Origin of the sequence: Microbacterium sp. BF1, from assembly GCF_019279095.1 — a bacterium.
GTDB classification, from domain to species: Bacteria; Actinomycetota; Actinomycetes; order Actinomycetales; family Microbacteriaceae; genus Microbacterium; species Microbacterium maritypicum.
Map to the genome: position 1 here is coordinate 1 of NZ_JAGYWT010000793.1, position 698 is coordinate 698.

The following is a 698-nucleotide window of genomic DNA, read 5'->3' on the forward strand; positions in this document are numbered from 1 at the left end:
CGACCGATCCGGCGGGCACGCGGGTGCGCGGAGACGCGCGGCGGGGCACATCGAACAGGGGGTCGCTGCTCACGACGTATCCGAAGCCCGGGGCGAATCCGGAGAATGCGACCCGCCAGTGGGCAGCGAGGTGCCGGTTCACGAGTTCCTCCGCCGTCACGCCCAGCAGAGATGCCGCTTCCTCGAGGTCCTCGCCGTCGTAGCGCACGGGCACCGTGACCTCTCCCGTGCCGGGCAGATGCGCGGTGTCGATCGGCGTCGCGGCGAGCGCGGTCGCAAGGTCGGATGCCGAGACGCGAAGCGGATCGAAGCGCACGAGCACGGTGCGGGCGCCGGGGATGCGCTCGACGATGCCGGGAATGCCCTCCCAGGCGAGGTTCAGACGCATCGCCTCGTCGAGGTCGTCCGCCTCGACGAGAAGAGCATGATCGGATGCCGTGCGGATGCGCATCAGACGAGGTGCTCCGTGTTCATCGCGCGCCCGCGAACGGTGCGATCGTGATGCCTGCGTCCTGCAGCATCCGCTTGGTCGCAGCCGCCATCGCCACCGAACCAGGGCTGTCGCCGTGCACGCAGATCGACTGGGCGACCACGGGTACGTCGGTGCCGTCGATCGCACGGATCACACCCTCCGAGGCGAGGCGCACCATGCGCTCCGCGACCGCATCCGGGTGGTGCAGCACGGCCCCTTCCTCGGT

General features: G+C 70.2%; 2 protein-coding genes. Both read right to left on the reverse strand.

Going from position 1 to position 698, the window contains the following annotated elements; genetic code table 11:
- On the reverse strand, positions 1-451 hold a 451-nt coding region (locus KZA10_RS16825), incomplete at its 3' end, for an allophanate hydrolase subunit 1 (protein WP_218683473.1).
- Positions 452-470: 19 nt separating this feature from the next.
- On the reverse strand, positions 471-698 hold a 228-nt coding region (locus tag KZA10_RS16830; RefSeq protein WP_218683474.1), incomplete at its 5' end, for a LamB/YcsF family protein.